This is a genomic window from Paraburkholderia dioscoreae (genome assembly GCF_902459535.1).
Taxonomy (GTDB): Bacteria; Pseudomonadota; Gammaproteobacteria; order Burkholderiales; family Burkholderiaceae; genus Paraburkholderia; species Paraburkholderia dioscoreae.
On the sequence record NZ_LR699555.1, the window covers coordinates 61,931 to 85,753 of the forward strand.

Below are 23,823 nucleotides of genomic sequence, written 5' to 3' on the forward strand. Positions count from 1 at the left end.
GACGTGATGTTGCGCTTCCTTCTATATCCCTTAGTAGCACTAATCGCATGTAATGCGGCGCAGGCGGGTACGGATGAGTGCTTCGCCCATGCAGCGCAGCGCCGCAACATCAATGTGAATTTGCTGCGGGCGATCGGCAAGGTCGAGTCGAACTACAGACCGTATGTGACCAACGCCGACACCAACGCGATTGGGGTGATGCAGATCATGCCATTCCACCTGAACTGGTTAAAGAAGTACGGCATCTACGAACGCGATCTCTTTGACGCCTGTACCAATATCAACGTGGGCGCGTTCCTGCTGGCCGACTTCATCCGTATGTACGGCGATACCTGGCGTGCGGTCGGCGCATATGGCGCCGGTATCAAACCAGACAAGGAGCAGGCGCGGATCAAGTACGCCCGCCTGGTGCAGGCGACGTACGAGCGGATTACACAGAAGCCCTCGACCAGTCCGGTTCCGGCGCACTCGAGCCGCACGGCCGACCCCGTGCAACCCGAAAGACCAACTTTGGTGGTGCAGCAATGAAACAGATACTTCCGATAACACTGCTGCTCTTGACGGCGACTGCTGCGAATCTGTCTTGCGCGGAGGATCTTGGAGTCAAGGCTCAGACATACGCGCTGGATCGCGATGCAGGCGAGCAGATCAAGGATGTCATGCGCAAAAAGCAGGCGAGCGGGGAGCTTGACCAGTTCTGGAAGAACTACCGCGACCGCACGATCGCGTCGATCAAGAACCCGCCATCGCTTGGCATCCGAAGCGACTACACGGCGCGAACGGAGCTGCGCGAACTGCGGTTCGTCGTCCCGTCCGATTACAAAGACCAGGATGGACGGGTCATCGTGAAGCGGGGGACGGTGATCGAACCGCTCAAGATCATGCCGCTGACCAGCGGCCTTCTCTTCATTGACGGAAACGACCCGCAACAGGTTGCGTACGCCGTCAGGCGCAGCCAGAACGAACCGCTGAAGATCGTGCTCACAGCGGGGTCCCCGTACCTCATGCGGATCAAGTACCGCAATGTGCCGTGGCATGGCGGCATGGGCGTGCCGTTCTACTTTGACCAGCGAAAGATGATCATCAGCAGCCTTTCAAAGCTCTATGGCGTCGAGATCAACAGCGTGCCAGCCGCGCTCGTTCAGCAGGGCGACAAGCTCGCAATCCAGTTCGGTATGGGAGTCTCAAATTGAAATATCTTGTCCGTCTCTGGTTTGCCCTCGTTATTGGGTTTGGAATCTCTGGTGGCGCTCAGGCCCAGCAGATCTGCAACGGCAGCTTTCCGAATCTGATCAGCGATATCTGCTACGACTGCATTTTCCCAATCTCTATCGTGGGCGGCCTTCTGAACCTCGGTGTCTCCGGTGACGACTACGACACGGGGGTAAGCAGTTCGCCGGTCTGCATCTGCGCGAATAACCTCGCGATCGGAACGCCTGTGTCATTTTGGGAGCCGCGCTACATGGTCGACACAACCAACAAGCCCGGTTGCATGCCGCTGCTGGGGGGAATTGACATCAACACACCCTACAACGCCGCGGAATACGGGACCGAGAACACAACCACTGCGCCCATCGGCGGCAAGCGAAAGTCGGCCTTCATGCAGGTCAATGAGTACATCAATCCCGTCATGTCGGCTATCGGCGTGGTGGTCAACAATCCGTGCCTGGACAACCGGTCGTTTGATGTCCCCTTTCTTAGCTGGGCGGACCCGACCTGGAACGACGACTCGCTGTCGCTCATGCTCACACCCTACGCCTATCCATTCGCCGGCGTCCCCAGCATCGCAGCCGAATTGCCGGATGCGATCTCGGCGACCTTCGGCTTTCCGATGCAGATCCTCTTTTGGGTGGCGGGCGCATGGGGGCCCATGTACCCCCTGGACGGCAACGTTGCGGTGGCGAACACACCGGAACAGGTTTCTCACCTGATGATCGCGCGGATCTTCGCAAAGCTGCACGCCGCAGGCGCCCAGCAGAGTTCAGCGGGGCAGGATGCACTCGACTCGTGTGGCGCACTCGGCGTACCGCAGCTGGTGATGGATAAACGCCAGTACAAGACCAACCGCACGTTCCCGTTCCCGGACAACATGTGCACGCCGATCGGCCGACCGCTTGCATTTCAGGAAGTCGGCGCCACCCGTCCGCAGGACAAGGACTATGGCTATTTCGTGTTTCAGCGCAAGGATTGCTGCGCAACGATGTCGCTCGCCCAGTAAAGGACAGGCAATGAAAAAGATTCTCGCTTTGCTCACCCTTGCGGCCGCGTGCACCAGCGCGCGCGCCGACGGGACGCTGCTTCAGACAATGACGGCCAGGTGGAACACCTTCATCTTCGTGTCGACACAGATGCCCCGGCAGTCGCTGATCGAGCTTGCCCGGGAGGCAAGCATGGCGCACGCGGTGATTGTGTTGACAGGCTTTGGCGGCCCCGGTGAAACCTTGACCTCGACGCAGGCATTCGCAGCGGAAATCAACAACGTCTGCTGCCAGAAGCAGCCGGCGCGCTGGCTCATCGATCCCGTCCTGACCAAGCGCTACCACGTCACGGCGGCCCCCACTTTCGTGGTCGGCCATGGCAGCAGCGACAACCCGGGCGAATACTCGAAAGTGTCTGGCGATATGAGCCTTTCGCAAGCGCTGAAGTTCTTCGCGCAGGACTCGAAACTGGTCTCAGCAAGCGACTTCGCCAAGCGGGTCTACTACTCCGCTTACGGCGACAAATATTAATTGTGGTCAGTTCGTCTAGTGATTAAAATAAAGGTATGAACAAACGCCAATTACTCATCTGGATCTGTGCCGCGATGCCCGCAAGTGTTGCTGCGGCGCTGCCGAATGACGCGGTCACCTATATCGAACACGGCCCCTATGGTGCCGGTGCCGCAACGCTGCAACCCGCAAACGGCGGTTTATACGTCTACTCGACCAACCCCTCGGTCGACGGTCGCGGCAACGTGCGCTACATGATCGGCAAGCCGCCTCGTCAGAACTACGATCTCTTTAGCGCGAAGGAAGAGGAGGCCCTGTATCAGATGCGGGCCGATCAGATCTCGGCGATCGAGTCTGCACGTACCCGCGCACGGATGAAGCGCACGCGCTTTCATGCGCAGCCGAAATTGAACTGGCCGAAAGTCGTGGTGGTCGGTGACAGGACCTGCGTGCCCCAGCTCAAGTTTGCGGAGGCATCTGACTGGAAAGAACATCTCGTCTGCTGGAACGCGGGAGCCGCCCATGTCGAATAATTCATTCCGAATTCCGAAGCACGGCGGATCCGAAAGCGCTTTCCTCGGTGTCGAATTCAAGGATACGTACATCCTGATCGTCAGCGTCTTCGTCGCGCTGATCGCCGGAAAGGTGTGGGGCACTGGGGCATATCTAGGCATTCCTTTCGTCGGCTACCACGCGAACCGCAAATATCTCGAATGGCGCAGCACGCGGCTTCCCGGTTTCGTAACCGTGTGGCTGTTCAGGTTCGGACTGGCGAAGTACTCGAATGGCTTCCAGTCGCAGCGCACAGTGTTCGTTGGAGACGCGAAGGTCATCAACCCCGGCTCTAAACGGCTCCTCAATCGCATTCTCCCTGACGGGGAGTAACAGGAAAGCGCTATGGATCTTCCAAACCGCAACAAATCGGTTGCTGAATTAAATAAAAGAAACGGCCTGCTCAGCATTGGCGTCGCGTGCATCGGCGTCGCGATGTTGATCCTCGCGATCAAGGTCTTCTTTACCAACGTTGTTGTCGTAAATCGGGTTCCGGGCATGCCCGATGGCGCGAAGATTGAGAAGAACGGGATGGACACGGGCGCGAAGCGGGCTATCGCGTACGCAGTAACAAATGCCCTCGCGTCGGTCAATCCCAGCAACGGCGAAAGCACGAAGCAGTTCGTACAGCCCTTTCTGTCAGCCGCCGCATACACGAAGGTCAGCCAGGCAATTGATGCCAAGGTTGCAATGCTGAGCGCGCAGCACGAGCTAGGCAGCTACTACTTCGTGCTGCGTGGTTTCGACCAGGACGAAAAGCTTGGGCGGGTATTCGTTAGAGGCGACCTGCATACGGTGAACGCAGCGAAAGACACCGCCGAGCCGTATGTTTTCGACTTCCCGGTTCACTTCGAGAACTACCAGATGATTCTTGACGATGTCGCTTCGTACCCGGGTGACAAGGTCCATAACTCCCAGTGGATTCAGGCTCAAACGAAAAAATGATGCAACCAACGAACCGCTATCTGGCCGCGCTGCTCTTTGCGTCGATGGGCCTCTCTGTATCCGGACCCGCTCGCGCCGACGGTGCGCCCGCAGCTGTGGACTTTGCCCAGCCTGCTCCTGCCACGGCTGCGACGCAGCCGGCGGTCGGTAAGCGCAAGCCCACGCACACCGCGCAAAAGAAGGCGCGGGATCCGCTCGTCGTCGACCCGTCGATCGCTGTGAAGGCGACGGCCCCGAAAGAAATCAATCTCCCGGGCGTGCTGACGGTCCCGGGCGAAAGCCTTGACGTCATCGACCCGACCAAGGCGCAGAAGGTTAGCTGGACAAATGGTGGCTCCAAGACCGTGTACATGAGCGTCAACGAGCCGAATCGCATCCAGTTGCCCTTCAAGAACCCCTACATCGTGCAGACCAGCGACATCAAGGTAGAACGTCGCCCGGTCAGTAACAACATTTACGTCTACTGGCCCGCTTTGCCTGCTCAGCCGCGGCAGCTCTTTATCGAGCCGCCCGGTGGTGGTCCGGCGCTGGGGCTCGAACTTGTCCCGAAAGACATTCCGGCGCAAACGGTACTCGTCACGGACGATACGGGCATTGTGTCCGGTCGCCAGAAGCCGAAAGCCGATAGCAGCGACTACATCAGCCATGTGCAGGACGTCATGGAAACGGTCGCTCGCGGTCGCGCTCCCGACGGTTACTCGCAGGTCGACGTGGCGTTGCCGCCGATCGTCATGGATGGGCTGACCCTCACCGTCGACTCCCGTTACAGCGATCGGGACGGCGATATCTACGTCTACACGGTTCGCAATCCGGGACAACAACGCGCGCTGCTGCGCGAACAGGAGTTCGACGGCGCGAACGTACTTGCTGTTTCGATCTTCCCGAAGCCGCTCCTCCTGCCGGGTGAAAAAACGAAAGTCATTGTGCTTGCCCGCAAGCGTGAGGAACAGTAAGCATGGAAATGCCATCTTTCATTGAGCAGAAAAAGCAGGAATGGCTGGACATGGAGCCCAAGTTCCGCAATCTGATCATCGCAGTTGCAGGGCTCGGAACAGCGTTCATTGGCTATCAGCACTTCACACGCCAAGCTCCGGCGCCAAGCGCAACTGCAGCATTGCCCACGCAATCCATCCCCGCCGCTGCGCCTGGTGCTCCTGCGCCGCAGCAGCCGACGTTCGCGGGGCAGGTGAACGGCGTACTGCCGACGTCCCCGCGCAACCAGGGGCTCGAAGACTTGGCTGCCAAAATCGACACAATGCAGGGACAGCTCAATGCGTTGAAGAACGGCCAGCCCACGACGGGTGGAACTCAGATGGGCAATGTGCGCGTCGGCAACCTGCCCACGAGCCCGGCCGCACCTATGGCTGCAAGCGGTGCGCCGGACGCCACCAATGCGCTGGGCAAGGATCTCCCTGCGGCCGTCAGTTTCGATCAGCCCGGCTCACGCTCTGCGACGACTGCAGCTGCCGCGCCGGACGGGCAGACGCCGGCCGCAGCATCGCTCGACGAGCCCCCCCTGCCTGTTGCTCCTGCACGGCCCGTCATGGTTGCCGACCCGGTCGAAAAGGTTGCGGCCGACGACGCAAATAAAAAGCCAGATCTCGTTCTGCCGATGTACACGGGCATCGAGGCGGTGATGTTGTCTGGCATCAACGCGCGCCCGAGTGGATCAAGCGGGGGCGCAGCGGGTAGCGTCACTTCGGCGATCGACGTAGGCGCACCGTTCGTGTCCCGCGTGAAGGGTGTCGCGATCATGCCGAATTCCTGGAAAGCGTCCGATCTCGCGAACTGCTTTATCGGCGGCGCTGCCACGGCAGTGCTCAGTGCCGAACGCGCCTACGGCATTGCCGACCACATCAGCTGCATTTTCAAGAACGGCGACGTCTACGAAGCCCCGATGAAGGCCTATGCGCTAGACGTTGACGGCACGCTTGGGCTGGCAGGGAAGGTCGTGAACAAGCAGGGCGCAATGCTGATGCAGGCTGCGCTGACCGGCATGGCGGCAGGCCTCGGCTCCGCACTCGCTCCAACCGCGGTTCCTTCGTACAACACGAACGTTGGTAACGGCCAGCAGCAGAGTTTCACCATCCCCAACCCGGGGTATCTCGCTGGTACGGCTGTAGGCCAAGGTATCAACCACGCGGCCACGGAGCTTTCGCAGTTTTATCTGAACTTCGCCAAGGAGACGTTCCCCGTCGTCGAAGTCACTGCCGGTACCCGCGTGACTTGGATTCTCAAGGAAAGCCTCGTTTTGAAGAAGCGAACCGCCAAGAAGGATGTTGACCAATGAAGCAGACCCGTTTCCCCACTATCCTCGCGACCGGCGCGGCGGTCACCCTCGCAATTGCTCTCACGGGGTGTTCGAGTGCATTTAACCCGATCGGCTCGAACACCTATGACTGCAACCGGAAACAGGATCCGACCAGCATCTACTGCCACAGCTTCAAGGCGGTGGAAGCCTCGACTAACGGCGAGCTGCCGGATAGTCGCTTTGACCGCGAACTGAAGTTCAGCCAGTACGACAAGGCGACCGAAATCGCGCCTGTTGGCGATGGCTCGCAAGCGTCGCTCAAGTCTGGATCTGGCGAGGCGGTCGTGACCAGCGCTGGCGGCCTGCCTCATCTAGGCGGGCTCGCATCGCCTCCGCAGGATGGAATGCCGGTACGTGAGGGGCCGGTCGTCCAGCGTACATGGATCAAGCACTTCGTCGACGCCAACGACATGATGACCGGCGACACCACCGTATACAAGGAAATCGTCCCTACCCGCTGGGCCGGATTCGACGGCGGCGATCCCGCCGGCACCCAGCAGGGGGTGTATCCCCATAGATCTGTTGAGACGAAGGTTTCCGCTGCACCTAAGGCGGAAACCGACGTGTCGCAGCGCACAGATTTCATCCAGCCGGGCAGCATGACGTCCGCTAATGAAAGTAGCCCAGGCAGCTCAATGCCGAATTCAATGCCACAGTAAATGACGAGGAAACCAATGAAACAACAAGCCGCAGTAAGCCAGCTGAACACCCCCGCACGCTCTTTCCGTGCGGTCGCGGTCATGGTACTCACCATGGGCGCGATGCTCATTTCCGTCGGTGCGCTTAACGGCGGCACAGCACTCGCTGCGAGCGCCTGGGACACGTTCGTGTCGACGATCCAGACCATGCTGGGCAGCACTCTTGTGATGGGCCTGGTGCTGCTCTCGCTGATCGTCACGATCTGGCAACTCGCACATGGTCAGGGCTACCGAAACCTCACGGTCGTGCTCGGCATTCTGGCGACCGCGTTGATCGGCCCGTCGCTCGTGCAAACCGTGGCAACGGCAACGGGTGTTCAGGGCGCCGAAAGCTCCGTGCAAATGAGCGTCGACATCTCGAAGTAACCCCTCCACTTTCGCATGCGAAAGGTATAACGCGCGGCGTGCCCCGTTGGGGTACGCCGCGTTCCGCTGACGCCGAGAGAGATCCATCTTGACTGCTACAACCCAAAAGCTCAAAAGACGTCCGGCCAGTGACGTTATCAATCTGGAAACCTATACCTCCGATTCCAACCTTGTCATCAGCAAGGCCGACTCGGAGAAGCCATACGTCGGCGCGGTCTACCGGATGAGCCCTCTCGCCGGCGGTGGTGGAGAGTTCAGCACCGTTGTACAGAATGTTTTCAAGGCCGTACCGGACGACTCCGTAATTCAGGTCAGCCTGATCGTCCATCCTGACCATAAGGCACCCGAGACTTTCGCCAAGGGCAAGGTGCACGGCGGTCACGTTGTACAGGATCTGGTGAAGCGGCAGAAGAAATTGCTCGAGTCCGCACTGACGATCGGTGCGTTAAGCGACATGCCGATTCTCAACTCGCGCACGGTTGTGATCTCCCTCGCGGTCCCGAGCCGAAAGGTCGACGACAATGCGGTTGAGAACGGAGAGCACCTGCAGAATGAATTCCTCGCCAATCTGAAAGATTGCGGCTTTGACGACGTGCAGCGATTGAGCCCGAATCAGCTCGTCGGTGTCTACCGTCAGTTCGCGGGCATCTTCGAAGCCCACAACGACGTCGAGCTGGATCAGATGGTCGATCTCAAACATCAGATCTTCGGTCCCGACGAAGATTTCGACTTTCGCGATTCGCGCGTAGGCATCTTCAATGAGCGGACCTATTGCACCGTCGTCACCGCGAAGTCGTATCCGGAGAATCCCTTCCACGGGATCATGAACCTCGTCAGTGGCGCCCCTTTCAACAAGGGACCGACACGCGAAGGCGGCGGCCAACGGATCGATACGCCGTATATCCTGACGACCACCGTCCGAGTTGCGAACCAGCGTAGGGAATGGACCCGTATCGACAGCGCGATCAAGTCGCGCTCCGTCGCTCAGAATTTCCCGGTGAAACTGGGTGTCGAGGATCCCGCTGCAAAGCTCAAGGATCTTCTTGAACTGAAAAAGCAGGCGAATGAGGACGGCAACAAGTTCGTCTACGCGTCTACCAATGTCTTCCTGTTTGGCCGAAAGCGAGAGGAGGTGATCCGCGCGGCAGCGACCGTCAAAGGCACGCTCGATAAGCTCGGTTTCGACGCCCGCCAGGTTCTCGGAACCGGTCTTGTGCGTTGGGCGCAGGCGCTGCCGCTGAATTTCTCGTCAACGATAGCCAACAAGCTGGACGGCGAAGCCGTCATGGCGGCATCCGAGGTCGGGTGCCTCCTGCCTGTATATGGTGACTTCCTCGGCAACGTTAGCGGCCGCTTTGCGCTAACCGGCGCCGCTTACATCACGCGCCGAGGAAGCGCCCATTACTTTGACCCGTTCATCAGCAACTCCAATTACTGCGGCGTGCTCGTGGCGAAATCCGGTGCAGGCAAGTCGTTCAATCTGCAGTACATGATTGAGTGCGATCTTGCTGAGGGTACTAACGTTGTGCTGTTCGATAACGGCCGCAGCTCGAAGAAATTCTGTTACGCCGTGGGCGGCGAATTCAATGAGTTTGGCGGCAAGGCCGGGTTCCGCCCTTCGCTGAATCCGTTTACCGGCCTCTCCGACGACGAATTCGACGAACAGCAGGAAACGATCACAGCGTTGCTTGTCATGATGGCGTACGACAACGAGCCGCAGGATCCGGCCGCCCGGATCGCAGTGAACGAGGCGGTCAAGGCAGCATGGGGCAAAAAAGGCCATGAAGCGGAAATCTCGACGGTCATTGACTGTCTCGGGAATATCGTTGAGTCGGCCCTCGAGAACAAGATTCCGAATCAGGTCGTCACAGCTGCATCGAACCTCATCCCCCGACTCCGTGCCTTCGTCGAGTCGCCAACGCGCGGCGTGTATTTCCGCGGTCCGAGCACGCTTAACCCGACGAAGCAGCTCACCGTGTTCGAACTCGCGAGCCTCGGCGACGACGAGCATCTGAAGCGCTGTGTGCTGTTCTGCTGCCTGAACGTCCTGATGACCCGCATCAAGAACGTGCGCGGCCGCAAGCGCATTTATGTCGACGAGGCGCAAGACCTTATCAAGGTGCCGTCAGCCGCTGATGCCATGGAAGGTCTTTATCTCAAGGGACGTAAGGAGATGCTGGCCGTCTGGATCATCGTGCAGTCGCTGCTCAAGGTATCGAGCTTCCCGGCCGGCGCCGTGATTCTTCGACAGTCTGCCTGGAAGGTCATCATGGCTCAGGAAGCTGAAGAGATCGACGCAGTAATCGAGAAGAAGGTGATGACGGCGTTCGGCGACGATCCGTACTTTGATCGCCTGTTGCGAAGCGTCGAATCGAAAAAGGGTTTCTGGAGCGAAATGCTCATCATGGGCGAGAAGACCTACGAGGTAAGCCGCCTTTATGTGGACAAGTTCACCGGAACCCTGTTCAGCTCCGAGGGCGATGACAAGGATGTCGTCTTCAAGCTGATGGAAGACGGCATGGACGTTCTGGATGCGGTTGCCAGGGTGATGGGCGACACCAAAGCACGCCGAACCGAATGGATGAAGAAATTCCTGAAGGTGTGTACGGACCACGATGGTTTGACCCCCAAGGAAATCATCAATGAACTGAGGGAATTGATGTAATGAAAAAATTTGTTACGGCAGGCAGTCTTCCATACTCCGTCGCACTCATGCTCTGTCTGGCAGCGTATGTGATGGGCAATCAGACGGCGACCAAAAGCGTCGCCATCGTCGAAAAGGGCGCAGTCGTCCTTGAAGCAACGCTCGATCGTCCAGGCGCAACGCTGGAACAGATGAACGCACAGGTCAAAGAACCAATCCGCGCCGTGCTGCGTCGCTACGCACAACACGGTTATGTCGTTATCGATACGAGCCGCAACGACGAGGGCGACATGACAGTAACGGCGCTGCCCGCAGAGGCTATCGACATCACCAACGAGCTTCGCGCTGCCGTGCACCTCCCTATTCAGCAGCCGGCGCCGCGGACAGCGGCAGTTCCACCCGCCGCTGCATCGGCCACTCAGCCATGAGCAGCGATTCGACCATCCAGTCGATGCCCGCAAGAAAGAGCCCGAGCGAACGTGGGAAGTTCCTCACGTTCTTTCTCGCGGTCCTCCTGCTGGTTTTCTGTTTCTGGAGCAAGCCGATGTTTACTCTCGGCTTCGATCCGCAGAGCGAGCGCTGTCTGCCAGACCTTCACCTCGCGCTACTTGTTCACAAACCGCCGCGTTCGGTACACGACGGAGATCTGAGGTCGGCCGAAAAAAGTGGACGCCAACATTCCGTAGAATTGAGGAATGGAGGCACTGATGAAGCGAATCCCCAAGGCTGTGTACACGAAGGAATTTCGTGAAGAAGCAGTAAAGCTAGCAATGACTGACGGCGTCGGCGTGTCTGAAGCTGCACGTCGAGTGTCAATATCGATGAAGACGTTGGCGAACTGGGTTCGCGCCGCAAAGGACGGCAAGCTGGAGACCGTGGGGCAAACCCAGAAACCACTGACAGAGATCGAGGCGGAGCTGGGCCGGCTCAAGCGAGAGTTGGCAGAAGTGAAGATGGAGCGCGATCTGTTAAAAAAGTTTGCAACGTACTTCGCGAAGGAGTCGCGGTGAAGTACGGCGTAATTGAGCAGATGCGACAGCATTACCCCGTGCCGCCGATGTGCCGGTTCCTGGGCGTGTCCACCAGTGGCTACTACGCCTGGCGCAAACGGCCGCTGTCGTTGCACGATCAACAAGAGCCTGGGCTCGAAGCGCAGGTGCGTGCAGCTCACGAGCGTAGTCGACAAACCTTCGGCCCGGAACGGCTACAGAAGGATCTAGCGAACCACGGTGTCCAGATTGGTGTTCACCGCATCAAGCGTTTGCGGGCAAAGCTCGGCCTTCGCTGCAAGCAAAAGCGCAAGTTCAAGGCGACGACCAACTCGACGCACAATCTGCCAGTCGCACCGAACATCCTGGATCAGGACTTCAGTGTGAGCGCACCAAATCAGGCCTGGTGCGGTGACATTACCTACATCGCGACCGATGAGGGATGGCTGTATCTGGCCGGCCTCAAGGATCTGTTTAGCGGAGAGATCGTCGGCTATGCCATGAGCGAGCGCATGACAAAACAGCTGGTCATGCAGGCGCTGTTTCGGGCTGTCGCGTCGCACCGGCCACCGACGGGCCTGATACAACACACGGATCGCGGTAGTCAGTATTGCGCCCACGCCTATCAGAATCTGCTCAAACAGTTCGGCATGCAGGCATCAATGAGCAGACGTGGAAATTGCTTCGACAACGCACCCATCGAATCATTCTGGGGCTCACTGAAGAATGAACTCGTCTATCATCGCAAGTTCGCGACCCGCGATCAGGCCAGCAAAGAAATCACGGAATACATCGAGATCTTTTATAACCGGCAGCGCACACAGGAGCGTCTGGACTATCTGTCGCCGGCCGCTTTCACGCAGCGATTCCATTTGAGTAAAATGGCTGCTTAACCCGTTGGCGTCCACGGATTCCGACCGACCTCAATCTTCTTTTCTGGAAGCCCAGCGGCGCACTTGCCGGTTTCAAGGAGCAGTTCATTCTGAAACTGGTAGCGGGTGTACCGGGCGATCATGTGACGATCAAGGATGGCACGGTCCAGATCAACGGCAAAACCGTCGTGAGCGGTTTTCCGTTGGCGCGTTTCTATCACCGGTCCGAGAAAGACTTTGACCGTGATGAGGTAATCCCTCCGGGCCGTTTCTTCCTGATCGGCCTGCACCCGATGTCCAATGACTCGCGTTACTGGGGCTATCTCGACGCCGACAAGGTCTCCGGTTTCGCCTACAAACTTTTCTGACGATCGCCACATGCCAGCCCGTAGACGCAACGTGATTGCCCTGTTCATCGCCACCAGTACGCTGGTGGCATCCGCCATTGCCCACGGGCAACAGGTCACGCCGCGTGGAGACGATTACGGTGATGCGTTCCTGAACTATCAACCCTACGTGGTGCCGGGACAGACGACGGCCGACGATGATAAGCAGGCCGCCCGCCCAGCTGCGCCTCCCGCCGCTTCCGCGCCGAAACCCGACGACAAGCAGACGGTCAATGTTGCGTTTCTGCGCAAGGTGTATCCGATGCTTGAGGAACGCGCGATCGACAATCCGACCGAGGACAACGTCTCCGCCTATATGTACACGAAGCGTATCGTGATGGACAAGGCGCAGCGCTTTAGCGAGATGGTCACCAGGGTGCTGCATCAGGATCCGGTCCTCGATGAAAATAATCGTGTTCCCTACGCTTCGACGGGCGCGATCTCTGTGCGCAACGCCAACTATCAGGCGCAGCAAAAGGCCGTTCAGGAACTGTCTCAAACAGGTGGTCTCGTTATCTTCGTAGATGGTTCGTGCCGGTTCTGTGCGATGCAGCTTCCAGTGTTAGCAATGCTTAAAAATGGCTACAATCTTGAGTACGTTGTCATTTCACTCGACGGCACGAAACCCAAGGACTTCAAGGGTAGCGTCATGAAAGACAACGGCTTGTTTAACAAGCTCGGATTAAAGCTAACCCCGTCGATTGTCTACGTTCCTCACCCCAAGGCATACGCCGGCGGGATCGATCCAAACCAGTACCTCATCATCTCGCAGGGCTTCTACGCAGAAGACGAGCTGATCAAGCAGATCGCCTTTGCCGGGCACGACACGAAACTGCTCAGTGCCGACGTGATGCGCGATCTGAACGTTTGGGATCGCGGGGTAGCAAGCAGTGCAGATCTTCAGAGCCTGAAACTCGACCCCAGCAAGCCGGGTACGTTCAGAGAAACTCTCCAACCTTACTTGCTCAAGCAGTACTAGGAGTCGCGCATGCGTGTAAAACAAATACTTGCGGCCGCTGTGCTGATGGCCGCGCCGGTCTTCGCCTTCGCCGGGATTTTCTCCGACCTCGGCTCCATGGTCATGAGCAATTCGACGGCTGCCAGCACGATGAGCACCAAGGACCGCGTCGGTGTGTTCATGGGTGGTTTCCAGATGCGTACGCCCGTTCAGTCAGTCAACCTCGTGACCTTCGACCCGCCTCGCATCGACGCCGGCTGTGGTGGAATCGACCTCTATGGCGGGTCTTTCAGTTTCATCAACGGCCAGCAGCTGATCCAGATCTTCCGGCAGGTGGCGGCCAATGCGGCAGGACTCGCCTTCAAGGCCGCAATCAAGGCCATCTCGCCATCGCTTGATGCCCTGATTACTGAATTCCAGACCCTCCTGCAGAACATGAACAATCTGGCAAAGAACTCTTGCCAGCTCGCGCATCTCATCGTTGATCCGGCAACCGCTGCGCTGTCGAACGCAGTCAACGGTGACGGCAACGTGGCCGGCACGCAGTCGAACATGTTCACCGACGCGTTCGGTGGGCTGACGAGCTATCTGTCGTCCGCAAATCAGTTCCTGTCAAAGCAGTCTGCGAACAACCCGAAGAGCGGCAACTCGCTTCCCAAAATGGCCGTTGCCTCTGGTGGCTCCAGCATCATGGGCCTCGCTGGTCTCGGCAATATCGACGGCAGCACGGACAACGCGTCCAACCCGAACAGTCTGAACAACAAGCTCCTGTATGCGCTGCTCGGATACAACATCGACGCAGTGCCATGTAACAGCCTTAACCAGAGCGGGCAGGGAGTCTCGACGTCGAACCCGGCGAACAACTCGGTCGGCCAGGTCACCTGCTCAGGCCCAGCGCTGGTCACGTTGAATGATCTTATTGAGGGTGGTGGCACCGGGTCGATCAGGCCGGATCTGCCGCTATCGCTCTATCAGTGCGTGAACCCCGGCGGCAGTGTCTCCGGTGGTGTCGATAGCCAGATTTGCACTCAGATGCAGGTTGTGTCCTTTAACTACCAGGGCATCAAGGGATGGGTGAATTCGATGTTGTTCGGCTCCGCTGATCCGGCGACGTCGATTACAGGGACGTCGATCATTGGACAGGTAAATAGCGGAGCCTCGACGCAGTTCAGTGGCTCGCAGATCCAGTTCATGAACCAGGCAGGTGTGCCTCTCGCGGCACTGCTGAGCAAGACGTCGAACCCCAACACCCGTATCGCGATTGCGCAGCGGCTTGCACCTCACATCGTTGACTGCGTGGCGTCGCGACTTGGCGAGGCTCTGTACAAGGGTGCGAATCTGATCCAGACATCCACCGGCTATGATCTGACGGACGATCAGAAGTCGCATATCAAGCAGTTGCGCACCGACTTTCTGGATAAGCGAAACGCGTGTGACAACAGCGACGTGATGTTGAAAATCGTCACTGAGATCAATGAAGACACGAAGTTCACTGCCGCCAATATCAAGTAACCGGACGAGGGCGAATCTGTGGCCATACCAACTCTAACTTTCTATTCGACCAGTGCGGACTTGACGACGCTTAGCGCGATCTTCAATGGCGTCGCGATGATCTGCCAGCAGAATGCGCTGATCTGGGGGTTCGCATTCGCCGTCGCGCTCTGGCGGCTGATGCAGACCTCGACCACGGCAGCGCTGCGTAGTCCAACCGGGCAGGGGGCTGCAGTGCTGGCGTCCGGGCCGATGAACACGCTGATCCCGTTCATTCTTGCAATGACACTGACCAACCCGATGCTTCAGGGTACGGTGCAGCTGGAATCCACGATTAACGGCGCCCTGACGGAGGTTGATCATGTGCCGCTGGCCATTTCGGTGATCCCGGTCGGCGCGAGCATCCTTTCGCAGGACGTGGACAAACTTGTATCGACGGCCTACCAGTCAGTGAATCTGCAGTATCCGACTATATCCGCCACTGCCAATGGCTTCCTGAATCCTCTCAAGGTGTTATTGTCGGCGCGAACGTCAATGGTTCGCCTCGGTGGCATCGACTCGGAGGTCAAGACGGTGCTGTCATCCTGTCTTGGTCCCGACTCGGGCGTGAACTACGCAAACATCCAGAATCTGGTAATGAACGCGGGCAATACCGGGGCTACGTCCGCGCAGTCCATTGAGATCAACGGAGTCAATCCGACGGCAATCGGAGCGCTGCTTTATCAGGCGTCCAGCAATACCAACGGGATGGTCAACGATCCGGGCCTGAACAGCACAAACATACTGTCCTGCTACGACGCGGCTAACCAGGTGGCCAACGACATTACCAACGCACTCAACTCCGTGGAGTTCACCCGCGTTGTCCAGGGCGCGGTGAACGGTATGGACCAACCCGTTCCAGGGGCCGACTACAGCTTTAACAAGCTCGCGACGCAGTACAACGCGGTCGCAACCTCAAACACCCTTGGTGGCGTCTTCGCGGGAGGAACCGCGCAATCGAATGGCGAGTTCATGAATTTGCTGTTCTCGGAAATGGTGCAGAACGATCTGAATTGCCTGCGCGCCAGTAGCGACACGCTGACCCAATGCCAGGCGACAGCTCTGCAGGCCGCCGAGATCGAGCGCAACAATCTCCAGCAGGCCGCGGCCGAGGTTCCCATGCTGCGATACGCAGGTAGCTTCGGGAACTATCTGATCGCGCTCATCATCGGCCTAGGACCGGTCATCATCATGCTGATGATGTTTGCTGGCGTTGACTCGGGCAAGAGTATCAAAACGGCCGCGCACATCATGGTTTGGCCGATCCTCGTCGTCAACGTTGGTGCCGAAATTGTGAACGGCATGCTCTACATTGATGTCGCTAATTTCCTTCAGTCGGTTCGGCAAGGCGGGTGGATCTCGCAAGCCAATACGTTTGCCGCCTACAAGCAGCTGAGCCTTCAGATTGGAGTCGGTTCGCACATTATGGCGAGCCTGCCTGTCCTGATGAGCCTGATTTTCGGGTTAGGGGAATCATCGGCAATGACAAGCGTCGCCACGACGATCGCGCCGAAGAGTTCAGATACGGCCGATAACGTGGCGCCTGTGCCGGCCGTCACCCGTCCCATGTTCGAGAACAGTTCCATCGCACACGCGACCCAAATGCCCAATGGCCAGGCAAACCTCGCCATGAACGGATCGCTCGAGGCCGTATCGACGAGCACGACATTTGGCAACCTGTCACGGGATGCGAGTCAGTCACTGACGAAAGCGCAGACGCAAACCCAAAGCATCGAGGCCGGACAGCAGAACATGCGGATGTGGGCTGAGGCTGCACAGAAGCATGACTTTAGTGCTCTCGGTGTCGACAACTCGATCGGTGAGCAGATCGTCTCCGGTTGGGAACACCGTCTGAACGGCAGCAGGAACAAGCACTCCGGTAATAGTGTCGCAGGTGTGAAGGCGAACGAGAACGGTGCAAACGCCGGCGGACAGGTTGCCGCAGGGCTGTCTGCTGACACGAGGGAAGGGCCGGGTGGCTCCCTATCGGGTAGCGTAAGCGCGGGTGGGTCCACGAGTGCGTCTGACCGGTTGCAGGCGTCAACCGACGCTGGCACCAACGTTTCCTACGATGACTCGAAGGCACTGACCAATGCCATTCACGACACGATCGCAGCGAACCGACATAGCAGCGCCGGGCAACAGGCCGCTAAAGATCTGAGCCACACATTGCAGACGCAGGAATCCTTCCAGCAGACGCTCAGTCAGGTCAATTCAGTAACCGATGCCACGGCCAATGCCGTACACGACAGTTCCAGTTTTGTTCAGGCTTCGTCGCAGATCAAGGCGCCTGAATTGTTGTGGCAGAAAGACGCCAATCCTGAATTCGCGGCCTTCCAGGCGATCAACGGCCGGCAGTTCGATGAACACCCGACGACGCAGAAGTACGCGCAGATCGCGGCAAACGATGCGGCGAGCGGCGCGACAGACAAGGTCATCGGGAGTCCTGAGGGGCAGCAGGTAGTCAACCGACACCGCGCAGCAGTTTTGATGGCGCAGGATCCCAACGCTTCCGTTGCGGACCGCGCGATGGCGACCTCGTATCTCGCGGCTGAGGGTCAAGCGATGCAGCATATGCGGTACATGCCTGGCGATACGACCATGAAGAACTTCGAGGTCGGCAGTCCCGTCGATCGAACCGGCGTCAATGCTCCAGCTCTCATGGGAGCTGTTCAGCGGGCCGCGCCGGCTCTTCCTGTGCCGGCAGTGCCACCCACGCAGCGCGGAACGGGCGACGGGGCCATCCCAGCGCCCGCCAATTCGGCTCAACGTCAATCCCAATCCAGCGGGGCACAGCCAGCAGGGGGCAGCACGGTCGCACCGGCCGTCAATCAACCTGTCGCAGGCCAGAGTGGTTCCGGAGCGAACGGCGCCGCTGCATACGGCTCGCCTGCAGCTCAGTTGACTACCGGGCAAGGTGCGGCAGGGCTGGCAGTCACGCCGGCCGCAAATCCTCCTGCAGCAGGGCAAGCTGGTTCTGTGGCGGGCGCGGCAGCAGCGACGGCTCCTGCTGCGGCGCAATCAGGACAGGGATCGGGGGTCCCGGTTGCTTCGAGTAGTGCACCTGCCCACCCGCACCATCCCGCCGCAACCCGCCAGACGGCTATGCGTGCCAATCAGCCGCCAACTGCTGGCCAAGCCACAGAACTGCGGCCGCCACCGTTGCCGCGTGACGCCGGCCAGCAGAACTTGCGGGCGCAGCGGCCGCCTAACCTCGATAACTGGAACTTCAAGGGCGAGATGGAAGGAAAGCTCGGCAACGATCGCAATCTGGTCGAAGCGAACGTGGACAAGGCGACCGCCCAGGCGGACGCGGCGGGGCTCAGCGACAAAGGCGCCGGCACGGCTCGCAGAGCCGCGGCGAACGTCGCTGATAATGCAGCTGACCTGGCTCGCAAACCCGGAAGCCCGTCCCGTACCGGCCTTATTCTTGACGTGCCTGCAGCTGAACCCGGACCGACCGTTAAAGTAGTGAACGAAAACGGCGGAGACGCACCGAGCGAATCGCGGCCGCGTTTTGTACGCCGTTAATTGAAGCCCCACTTGGCGGATATTCAACCAATATCCGCCGCCTTCGATTTGTGGTAATTTAATAGGCAATATCGTTGTATTTTCGAGGAAAAAATGACAAATATACTCAGGAAAATCGGCGCGAGAATTGTGTTTGCTTTTACGGGTTATCCGCCTGAAATGAAGAAATCGCCACGACGCGCCACGCGAGGCTTAGGCGCGTCGACGCAGCCCAAGCGCTTCGACTGGCACGGTGCGGGCGCTGGCAGCCCCGGGCCGCGAAACAACTACGGCACAAAGAGCGGCCCCGGCTTCTAGGCGGGCGACCCTGCCAGAAGGGCATTGCTCAGACGTAAAAAAACCGGCCTAGGGCCGGTTTTTTGTTGCCTCAGCGGACGACGATCGCTGTCAGAAAATTTCGCATGCGAAACGTGGGGTGTGACGTTAGGCCGCGCCGCGGTCACCAATCAAATGCGGCGGGGTCGGAGTTCGATTCTGCCGACGCACCAGCGGTGCGTGGTTTCTTGCGCAAGGCGCTACGGACTGTCGTCGGCTTAAGATTGTAGATGCCGGCAATCGCCTCGATGCTCATCCCGGAATCAGCAAGGCGCACCCATGCCTCCAGACGCTGCTCACGCACGTCCTGCGCTGTGATTCCAAGAGCCTTGCGGAATTCAGCCTCGATCGCTCGTTGACCGCGCTTCTTCGCCTCGGTGTATGAGAATTTACGTTTGCGGTAGAGCGTGTTCAGCACCGACTCCGGCTTCACTTTGTACAACGACGCGACCAGATCGACGCTCATGCCTGACTCAAGCAACCGGATCCATGTGTCGTAACGAACCTCGAGCACCTGCGCTGCCGTGATTCCTAGCGACTTGCGGTAGCCAAACACGGCCATGTGCTTCACGCCGATGGATTCGGCGATTTGAGTGTCGGCGACACCCTTGCTCAGACCTTTTCTAATTAGAGTTTTCTGTTCGTCTGTCAGCATAGGGACAACGGTGCGGATGTCGCCATGGGCGAAAAACCTATTATTACAAATAGATAACAACGGGATCACTATGCAAAGTAGTGCCCGACCATGTTTTCTTTACTGTACATCGCGTTAGGGCTTTGGAGAAAGACCAAACGCTGGAGCCGGTCAGGCGGATTGCGCGTCGCAGGTTGCGGGCCAGCCTGGCCCGCAGGAGCGGCGCAATCTTAGCTGAACAGATATGCCAACGATGTTAATTATTGTAAGAGAGGGAACAATCACGGACTATGATGCATGACCAATAATGACAAAAGATACAGATCAGACGCATTTTTGCAGATCAGCAGCAGTCCGCTTGTCCATGTGTCTCACCGCGCCATCGAAATGATGCCGTTGACGAGCTGGCTAAACATGGCCGCATCGCCGCCCGTGAACTCAGGCGTCACGATGTAGGTTCCCGCGACGGCCACGGCCGGCGTGTTGGTCACCTCCAGCGACTTCTGGAGCACGAGAAGCGACTGGAGACTCTCCCGCAACGTATCCGCATGTGACTGGACAAGCTCTGGCACCGACACAGGAACATGGGCGGCACGACCGATTCTGTCGATTCCTGCCCAATTTGCCGTAGACATGCCTTTATCCTGGACGCCGATAAAGGACGCCTCGATAAAATTATGGACGTAGGCCGGGTAGTATTTCTGGACCGCAAGATAACTCAATGCGAATTGAATACCGTCCGCCTTATTAACGAGTGGCGTAAAAGAAAAGGTTTTCTCTTTAGGTAGAGTCGCTTCGAGATTTTTAAAAAACTGGAAATAGTTTCGAGAGAACGGGCAGCTTGGCGAAAAGAATACCCGCACCGCCTCTTCATCGCCCGCAACCGGCTTGACCTGCAAGTATGGCTTCAGCTGCTCCATGCCGGCCGGGACCTGGGCTCGACAGGCCAGCGGCAGGCCGAGGAGAAGTGCCACCATCAGGGACGCAACGCGCTTCATATCAGACCTCTGCCTGTTCAATTACTTCCGCAATGGCGTCGACCTTGGCCGCTTCGACGAAGGACAGGAGGCTTGCTGTACTGCCTTCGTCTGCCGCCCTGTGGTACGCATCAATGGCTCGGTCTACCTGTACGAAATTAAGTGCATGCTCCTTCGCCAATCGCACGCGCAGACCTGGATGGGCTTCAGCATCCATATTTCCCTCAAGTTGCGTTACACAGTCAGACATCCTCGCTTGTCCTGCCTGCACGGCGCGCACCCCGCGCACCGCTAACGGTTCAAACTGATCCTGCTCGCTTGCGGCTCGGTAGATCGCCGACGTATCGATTCGATCGGCCTTTAGCAGCGCCTTGATCTCCGGCGTCGTCACAATAACCTCGACCAGAGCAATCTTGCCTGTCTTCTTGCCTGACTGAACTTCCGAAATGGTGTCTCCGAGATCCATGCCGTTCGACGTGAGCCAGAACTTCTCGTCGCGCGTGAGTCTTCGGGTAATCACCGGACCTTCGTACCGGTCCATCAAACGCTGCGCAACCACGGCCTTCAAAACCTGCGCGACTCGATATGCATCGCGCGCCTTGTCCTCGGTCAGGTCAATTGCACGCGAGTACGTCTCGTAACTGCTGTTCGTATGGAGTGTCGCAAACACAAGGTGTCCAGTCTGAGCAGCTTGTAGAGCGATTTCCATCGTCTCTGCGTCCCGGATCTCAGCCACCATGATGATGTCAGGATCCTGTCGCAAGGATGAGCGCAGCGCCCGCTTGAATGTGATGTTCCCGCCGACCTGAACCTGAGCGATCGGACCGTCACCTCGAAGCCCGATTTCGACCGGCTGCTCGATCGTATGGATCGCTTTTGTTCCGTCGTTCAGCCGGTCCAGCATCGCATTCAGAAGTGTCGTCTTCCCGGAACCCGTGGGACCGGTCACAAGCACCAAGCCGCTAGGCTCGGAAATCGTGCGCAGGATCGTACGTATGACAGCGTAAGAGAGACCAATTTCGTGCAGCTTCGGGGCTCGCTGCGGGTCCAGCAACCGACAGGTGAATTTAAAGCCGTTATAAGTCTTGGTGTATTCGGTCCGGATGTCGACCATATAGGCCGGCGCATCGGCAAACGGTTTGAGCCCCTTGTCTCTGGCGAAGTCTGCCGGAAGCTCCATTTCGAAGCGTGTCGACGCAATGTCAGGCGTTGTAGCGCCTTGCGACGTGCCGTTAAGCTGGAACAGCTTGGTTTCCCAGTGCCTACCCAGAGTAGTGCCCGGATACCTGAATACAAAGTTCCTCAATCCTTCTGGCGTTCGGACGTTCACGTAAATATCCGGCGAATCGCCTCGCCCGCGCCCTGCAATGTGAACGTCCGAAGAGCCGGTAATGATGGCCCAAACAAACAGGTTGCGAATCGCCTGCTCGATCGGCGCCTCTTCGCTGGAGCCCTCCTTCACCATCATGATCGCGCGACGCTGATCGGTTGAAAGTGAGTCGAGATTCACTACAGGTACGTTATTTCCGGCCATCGTTTTCCCCCGATTACGGTTCCGCTTCCTCAATTTGTTGCGCTTTCGTCAAGCGCCCTAATATTAATTTGAGTCGGCAATAGAACTGATTATAATTTAACTATACCTCCCTCTCAACTAGACGATGCTTACCAACAGTCAATGCCTCCGGCGTCCGCGCGCCACGTGGTCTATAGCGCTTCTCGCCGTATCACTATCGAGCGGGGCTGTTGCTCAGAGCGAACCTACCACTCCCGAAAGCGTAAAGAGTTTCGCCGACGCAACGTTCAACTCCGAGGTCTTCAAGGGTTTTGTCGCGAACTACCAGCGCCAGAATGCGGGCGTCATCAACAGCGTGAACGATGCCGCTGTCGCCCAGGCCAAAGCAACCCTGCCCAAGGCTTCGGAATACGGAGCGAGGATCCGCTACGGAACACACAACGTGGTCAGCAACGACGGCGAGACTATCGTTTCGTGGATGATTGAAGCTGCGGGAGCTGACCCCCAGCAACGCAAGGTATTCCTCGCAAAGCTTGCGGACCTCTCGACGCGGCAGAATCCGGAGGCAATGACCTTCGCAGGCTTCGTGGCCGAATACGGCCTGTTCGGAGAGCAGCAGAATGTTCAACGGGCGATTGAGCTCTATCGCACCGCTGCGTCTTACAACTATCAGCCCGCGATCTATGATCTGGCCGTCGCCGCCGCCTATGGAAAAGCGCAGCGCGCCGATCTGAGCAGCGCAGCGGCGCTTGTGAGCCAGGCCGCTGCGATCGCGCCAGAGGACTCCTATCGTGTGTGTGGCCTTGGTGCATTCCTGAGCTACCGGCAAGGTGACCGGCAACAGGCCGGCAGGTATGCGCAGTCGTGCTGGTCGGATCTGGCGAGCATTCCCAAAGCGCTATACGACGACCGGGTAACGTCCTCGCAAAAAATCCTGCTTCTGCGCAACTCGATCGCCACAGGTGTTGACGACGGGTATCCGCTGCTCGAAAAAGTAACTCACGATGCGGGGCCCGAGCCCCAGTATCTTGCATGCAAATACATGCTCGTCAACCGCTATCGTCGTTCACTGAACGGCAGCGCTCTGAAGGATGACGCTGTGAGGTGCTATCAGCAGTCTGCACAGACGCCGACAGACTCGAAGGAGTCGTTGCTGCGGATCAATACCGTGGTTCCGGGCATTATCGGCTTTGTCCCAACTGAAATCCGCACGCTGGAAAAGCTGCGGGCGTCTAATCATTTTCACTACGCATGGAGCGTTCCGTATTTGCCGTTCCGGCAACAGGACGTTGATCTCTTTGCACCCTTCGTAAGCCATACAAAACAATAAGGGCAAACAACCACATGAGACTGACCATCTCTGCATTGACCGCGGGCATCCTTGCGTCCGCAATACCGGGAATTAGTTACGCTGACGACGCATCGCCCAAGAGCGTGCTGACCGACGCCGTCACAAGCGGTTCCGCGAGCGCCCCGCTCGACGATAACGGCCAGTACGCAGCCGTTATCGCGGCCGTCAAGAAGAAGACCGGAAGCGACGGGCCGCTCATGATCTATGCGTCGCGCATTCTCACGTTCAAGCAACAGCCGCGCTGTGGGCGTGTAGCCTACGTGATCGGGCAACCCAGCGCGAATCTGGCGTGGCCTGACATGGGCGGCCAGCTCAACATCTGCGACAACGGCGACCCTCCGCTTCGCATGTGCAAAGGCGAGCCGGACAAGCTTGTTCTTTCCAATAGCCAGTGCGCAGATCGGTCAGCACCGGTTGACACCCCTGAAGTCGCTGCGGCGATTCAGGCCGCGCTTGCTGCGGGCAGCATGTCGCCTGAGCAGGCGGCAAAAATGGTTCGGCAACAGCAAGGCGGCTCGTCCGCGGCCACGCGGGGAGAATAGC

General features: G+C 58.3%; 23 protein-coding genes. 20 read left to right on the forward strand and 3 right to left on the reverse strand.

Features of this window, described 5'->3' with window-relative positions; translation table 11 throughout:
• Nucleotides 1-6 precede the first annotated feature (6 nt).
• The 18 genes from PDMSB3_RS36160 to PDMSB3_RS36245 all read left to right on the forward strand — a co-directional run bounded on the left by PDMSB3_RS36160 (nucleotide 7) and on the right by PDMSB3_RS36245 (nucleotide 18,490).
• Nucleotides 7-528, forward strand: a complete 522-nt coding sequence (locus PDMSB3_RS36160) for a lytic transglycosylase domain-containing protein (protein WP_165189872.1) — start codon at nucleotides 7-9, stop codon at nucleotides 526-528.
• Nucleotides 525-1,193 (forward strand): conjugal transfer protein, encoded by a 669-nt coding sequence (locus PDMSB3_RS36165; RefSeq protein WP_165189874.1) that lies wholly within the window; start codon nucleotides 525-527, stop codon nucleotides 1,191-1,193. The genes PDMSB3_RS36160 and PDMSB3_RS36165 overlap by 4 nt, the downstream gene beginning before the upstream one ends.
• Nucleotides 1,190-2,218 (forward strand): TraU family protein, encoded by a 1,029-nt coding sequence (locus tag PDMSB3_RS36170; protein WP_165189876.1) that lies wholly within the window; start codon nucleotides 1,190-1,192, stop codon nucleotides 2,216-2,218. Before PDMSB3_RS36165 ends, PDMSB3_RS36170 begins: the two co-directional genes overlap by 4 nt.
• A gap of 10 nt (nucleotides 2,219-2,228) precedes the next feature.
• The gene (locus PDMSB3_RS36175; protein ID WP_165189878.1) at nucleotides 2,229-2,729 is read left to right on the forward strand and encodes a TrbC family F-type conjugative pilus assembly protein; all 501 of its coding nucleotides are present in this window, start codon (nucleotides 2,229-2,231) and stop codon (nucleotides 2,727-2,729) included.
• 35 nt (nucleotides 2,730-2,764) lie between these two features.
• A complete protein-coding gene (locus tag PDMSB3_RS36180; RefSeq protein ID WP_165189880.1) occupies nucleotides 2,765-3,241 on the forward strand; it encodes a hypothetical protein in 477 nt (158 codons plus the stop codon).
• Nucleotides 3,231-3,593, forward strand: a complete 363-nt coding sequence (locus tag PDMSB3_RS36185; RefSeq protein WP_165189882.1) for a hypothetical protein — start codon at nucleotides 3,231-3,233, stop codon at nucleotides 3,591-3,593. The genes PDMSB3_RS36180 and PDMSB3_RS36185 overlap by 11 nt, the downstream gene beginning before the upstream one ends.
• 12 nt (nucleotides 3,594-3,605) lie before the next feature.
• Nucleotides 3,606-4,205, forward strand: a complete 600-nt coding sequence (locus PDMSB3_RS36190) for a TraE/TraK family type IV conjugative transfer system protein (protein WP_165189884.1) — start codon at nucleotides 3,606-3,608, stop codon at nucleotides 4,203-4,205.
• Nucleotides 4,202-5,158, forward strand: coding sequence for a TraK domain-containing protein (locus PDMSB3_RS36195; RefSeq protein ID WP_165189886.1), 957 nt, complete (start codon nucleotides 4,202-4,204; stop codon nucleotides 5,156-5,158). The genes PDMSB3_RS36190 and PDMSB3_RS36195 overlap by 4 nt, the downstream gene beginning before the upstream one ends.
• A 2-nt stretch (nucleotides 5,159-5,160) precedes the next feature.
• A complete protein-coding gene (locus PDMSB3_RS36200) occupies nucleotides 5,161-6,495 on the forward strand; it encodes a TraB/VirB10 family protein (protein WP_165189888.1) in 1,335 nt (444 codons plus the stop codon).
• Nucleotides 6,492-7,175 (forward strand): TraV family lipoprotein, encoded by a 684-nt coding sequence (locus PDMSB3_RS36205; protein ID WP_165189890.1) that lies wholly within the window; start codon nucleotides 6,492-6,494, stop codon nucleotides 7,173-7,175. Before PDMSB3_RS36200 ends, PDMSB3_RS36205 begins: the two co-directional genes overlap by 4 nt.
• A gap of 15 nt (nucleotides 7,176-7,190) precedes the next feature.
• Nucleotides 7,191-7,580, forward strand: a complete 390-nt coding sequence (locus PDMSB3_RS36210; protein ID WP_165189892.1) for a hypothetical protein — start codon at nucleotides 7,191-7,193, stop codon at nucleotides 7,578-7,580.
• An 88-nt stretch (nucleotides 7,581-7,668) separates the two neighbouring features.
• On the forward strand, nucleotides 7,669-10,245 hold the full coding sequence (locus PDMSB3_RS36215) for a TraC family protein (RefSeq protein ID WP_165189894.1): 2,577 nt from the start codon (nucleotides 7,669-7,671) through the stop codon (nucleotides 10,243-10,245).
• Entirely contained in the window at nucleotides 10,245-10,652 is a 408-nt protein-coding gene (locus tag PDMSB3_RS36220) for a hypothetical protein (RefSeq protein ID WP_165189896.1), read from the forward strand. Before PDMSB3_RS36215 ends, PDMSB3_RS36220 begins: the two co-directional genes overlap by 1 nt.
• A gap of 279 nt (nucleotides 10,653-10,931) precedes the next feature.
• Nucleotides 10,932-12,106 (forward strand): IS3 family transposase gene (locus tag PDMSB3_RS36225; RefSeq protein ID WP_137962692.1). Its coding sequence is split into 2 segments (ribosomal slippage): nucleotides 10,932-11,205 and nucleotides 11,205-12,106, totalling 1,176 coding nucleotides; the frame shifts between segments, so codons are not numbered across the junction.
• Nucleotides 12,107-12,195: 89 nt separating this feature from the next.
• On the forward strand, nucleotides 12,196-12,453 hold the full coding sequence (lepB, locus tag PDMSB3_RS36230; RefSeq protein ID WP_268738034.1) for a signal peptidase I: 258 nt from the start codon (nucleotides 12,196-12,198) through the stop codon (nucleotides 12,451-12,453).
• Nucleotides 12,454-12,484: 31 nt separating this feature from the next.
• Complete coding sequence (traF, locus tag PDMSB3_RS36235; RefSeq protein ID WP_232064449.1) at nucleotides 12,485-13,450, forward strand: conjugal transfer protein TraF; 966 nt, start codon at nucleotides 12,485-12,487, stop codon at nucleotides 13,448-13,450.
• Nucleotides 13,451-13,459: 9 nt separating this feature from the next.
• Nucleotides 13,460-14,941 (forward strand): conjugal transfer protein TraH, encoded by a 1,482-nt coding sequence (locus PDMSB3_RS36240; RefSeq protein ID WP_165189900.1) that lies wholly within the window; start codon nucleotides 13,460-13,462, stop codon nucleotides 14,939-14,941.
• Nucleotides 14,942-15,001: 60 nt separating this feature from the next.
• Nucleotides 15,002-18,490, forward strand: a complete 3,489-nt coding sequence (locus PDMSB3_RS36245) for a type VI secretion protein (protein WP_165189902.1) — start codon at nucleotides 15,002-15,004, stop codon at nucleotides 18,488-18,490.
• 439 nt (nucleotides 18,491-18,929) lie between these two features.
• Here the strand turns inward: PDMSB3_RS36245 and PDMSB3_RS36250 are convergent, their stop codons facing one another.
• The 3 genes from PDMSB3_RS36250 to PDMSB3_RS36260 all read right to left on the reverse strand — a co-directional run bounded on the left by PDMSB3_RS36250 (nucleotide 18,930) and on the right by PDMSB3_RS36260 (nucleotide 21,926).
• Entirely contained in the window at nucleotides 18,930-19,460 is a 531-nt protein-coding gene (locus PDMSB3_RS36250) for a helix-turn-helix domain containing protein (RefSeq protein WP_197740326.1), read from the reverse strand.
• Between the two features lie 350 nt (nucleotides 19,461-19,810).
• A complete protein-coding gene (locus PDMSB3_RS38110) occupies nucleotides 19,811-20,437 on the reverse strand; it encodes a thioredoxin domain-containing protein (RefSeq protein WP_232064450.1) in 627 nt (208 codons plus the stop codon).
• A 1-nt stretch (nucleotide 20,438) separates the two neighbouring features.
• Nucleotides 20,439-21,926: a GspE/PulE family protein gene (locus tag PDMSB3_RS36260; RefSeq protein ID WP_232064451.1), complete on the reverse strand. Its 1,488-nt coding sequence runs from the start codon at nucleotides 21,924-21,926 to the stop codon at nucleotides 20,439-20,441.
• 148 nt (nucleotides 21,927-22,074) lie between these two features.
• Between PDMSB3_RS36260 and PDMSB3_RS36265 the strand changes: the two genes are divergently transcribed.
• Complete coding sequence (locus PDMSB3_RS36265; protein WP_232064452.1) at nucleotides 22,075-23,259, forward strand: SEL1-like repeat protein; 1,185 nt, start codon at nucleotides 22,075-22,077, stop codon at nucleotides 23,257-23,259.
• A 104-nt stretch (nucleotides 23,260-23,363) separates the two neighbouring features.
• Nucleotides 23,364-23,822, forward strand: a complete 459-nt coding sequence (locus tag PDMSB3_RS36270; protein ID WP_165189906.1) for a hypothetical protein — start codon at nucleotides 23,364-23,366, stop codon at nucleotides 23,820-23,822.
• The last annotated feature ends 1 nt before the right edge of the window (nucleotide 23,823 follow it).

Coding starts and splice junctions, on each gene's coding strand:
- PDMSB3_RS36180 (WP_165189880.1), top strand. CDS start 2,765: ATGAACAAACGCCAATTACTCATCTGGATCTGTGCCGCGATGCCCGCA.
- PDMSB3_RS36265 (WP_232064452.1), top strand. CDS start 22,075: ATGCTTACCAACAGTCAATGCCTCCGGCGTCCGCGCGCCACGTGGTCT.
- PDMSB3_RS36200 (WP_165189888.1), top strand. CDS start 5,161: ATGGAAATGCCATCTTTCATTGAGCAGAAAAAGCAGGAATGGCTGGAC.
- PDMSB3_RS36160 (WP_165189872.1), top strand. CDS start 7: ATGTTGCGCTTCCTTCTATATCCCTTAGTAGCACTAATCGCATGTAAT.
- PDMSB3_RS36240 (WP_165189900.1), top strand. CDS start 13,460: ATGCGTGTAAAACAAATACTTGCGGCCGCTGTGCTGATGGCCGCGCCG.
- PDMSB3_RS36250 (WP_197740326.1), bottom strand. CDS start 19,460: ATGCTGACAGACGAACAGAAAACTCTAATTAGAAAAGGTCTGAGCAAG.
- PDMSB3_RS36190 (WP_165189884.1), top strand. CDS start 3,606: ATGGATCTTCCAAACCGCAACAAATCGGTTGCTGAATTAAATAAAAGA.
- PDMSB3_RS38110 (WP_232064450.1), bottom strand. CDS start 20,437: ATGAAGCGCGTTGCGTCCCTGATGGTGGCACTTCTCCTCGGCCTGCCG.
- PDMSB3_RS36185 (WP_165189882.1), top strand. CDS start 3,231: ATGTCGAATAATTCATTCCGAATTCCGAAGCACGGCGGATCCGAAAGC.
- PDMSB3_RS36175 (WP_165189878.1), top strand. CDS start 2,229: ATGAAAAAGATTCTCGCTTTGCTCACCCTTGCGGCCGCGTGCACCAGC.
- PDMSB3_RS36210 (WP_165189892.1), top strand. CDS start 7,191: ATGAAACAACAAGCCGCAGTAAGCCAGCTGAACACCCCCGCACGCTCT.
- PDMSB3_RS36220 (WP_165189896.1), top strand. CDS start 10,245: ATGAAAAAATTTGTTACGGCAGGCAGTCTTCCATACTCCGTCGCACTC.
- PDMSB3_RS36195 (WP_165189886.1), top strand. CDS start 4,202: ATGATGCAACCAACGAACCGCTATCTGGCCGCGCTGCTCTTTGCGTCG.
- PDMSB3_RS36205 (WP_165189890.1), top strand. CDS start 6,492: ATGAAGCAGACCCGTTTCCCCACTATCCTCGCGACCGGCGCGGCGGTC.
- PDMSB3_RS36165 (WP_165189874.1), top strand. CDS start 525: ATGAAACAGATACTTCCGATAACACTGCTGCTCTTGACGGCGACTGCT.